The sequence below is a fragment of the Blautia sp. HCP3S3_B11 genome (assembly GCF_052064435.1).
Taxonomy (GTDB): Bacteria; Bacillota; Clostridia; order Lachnospirales; family Lachnospiraceae; genus Blautia_A.
On record NZ_JBQHVP010000051.1, the window covers coordinates 1 to 1,195 of the forward strand.

At 44.4% G+C, this 1,195-nt stretch carries 2 protein-coding genes; both read right to left on the minus strand.

The features are described 5' to 3' along the window. Positions 1-781 (minus strand): transposase (locus ACTNC0_RS18170; RefSeq protein ID WP_441088483.1); only part of this gene is annotated, 781 nt, incomplete at its 3' end. Between the two features lie 117 nt (positions 782-898). Then, on the minus strand, positions 899-1,195 hold a 297-nt coding region (gene tnpB / locus ACTNC0_RS18175), incomplete at its 5' end, for an IS66 family insertion sequence element accessory protein TnpB (RefSeq protein WP_441088484.1).

Here is a 1,195-nt window from a genome sequence, read left to right on the forward strand (position 1 = left end):
ACTCATACATAGGGGTGAAAAATGCAGTCCCATTTTTGATCACCCAGTTTGACAGTGTGGCACGGCCGATCTTTACCCCAAGGTTTCCAAGATCCTGCTCGATCCTGTAAAGCGGCATTCCATTACAGTATTTCTGGCAGATGATCCAGGCAACTGTAGAAGCAGATGCCATACCGTACATCATATGGGCCTTTCCATCCTTGCCTTTTACGATAGTCGGTGAAACAGCGTCATCCATACACTGCTTGCAGGCATAGTTCACGCTGTAGTATTCGATCACTTTTGCACGTGCAGGAGTGATCCTGAGTTCACGGCGCACAAACTCCTCGCCGATCTTCTCCATAAGGCTTCCACATTCCTCACAGACCGGCGTTCCCTCTGATGGTTCCAGATATCTTTTCTCTACAGGGACTCCTTTATAACGTTCCTTGTCAGTTGAACGCTTTTTTCTGGGGCCCTTTTTGGATACATCTTCCTTGTTTTCTTCAGTGGCATCCTTTGCATTTTCCTCTTCCAGGGATGGGTCAGCAGAAGCTTCCACCTCATTAAAAAGACCCATCTGCCCCGGGATCTGGCCGATGCCTTTTTCACTGGAGGATCCGAAGAGTTTTTTCGTAAGGTAATCAATCTGCCCTTTCAGGTTATCACGTTCCTGTTTGAGCTCTTCTTCACGTTTTTGAGATTCTTCAAGCATTTTTTTCAGGAGCCTGTTTGTTTCGCGAAGTTCATTTGTCAGATCTTTCAGATCCCTCAGCTGGATATCTTTTGCATTCTGTGCCACTGTTTTTCACCTCTTTTCTGCTGTCTATTATACCAGAAAAACGGCATTTTTTACAGAAAAAGAGAGATAAAAAAGTGATGAAAATACAGGAAAAATGATGGTTTCACTGTGCACTATTCAGGATGTTTTGATCGCTTTTGGCTGTTCGATGTCAATACCGGACATAAGCCAGTCAAACTCCCTCCAAGAGAGATTGCGTACCTCAGACTTGTCTCTTGGCCAGCGATATCTTCCCTGGACTGCAGTAAGCTTTTTGTAGATCATGACCATTCCATCAGGTTCCTTTAAAAGAGCTTTGATACGGTCACATCTTCTTCCACAGAAAAGGTAGAGCGCATTGGAACTTTCTGTTTCCGGAAACTTATCCTGGATGATGGCATATAACCCATCTATTGACTTCCTCATATCAGTATA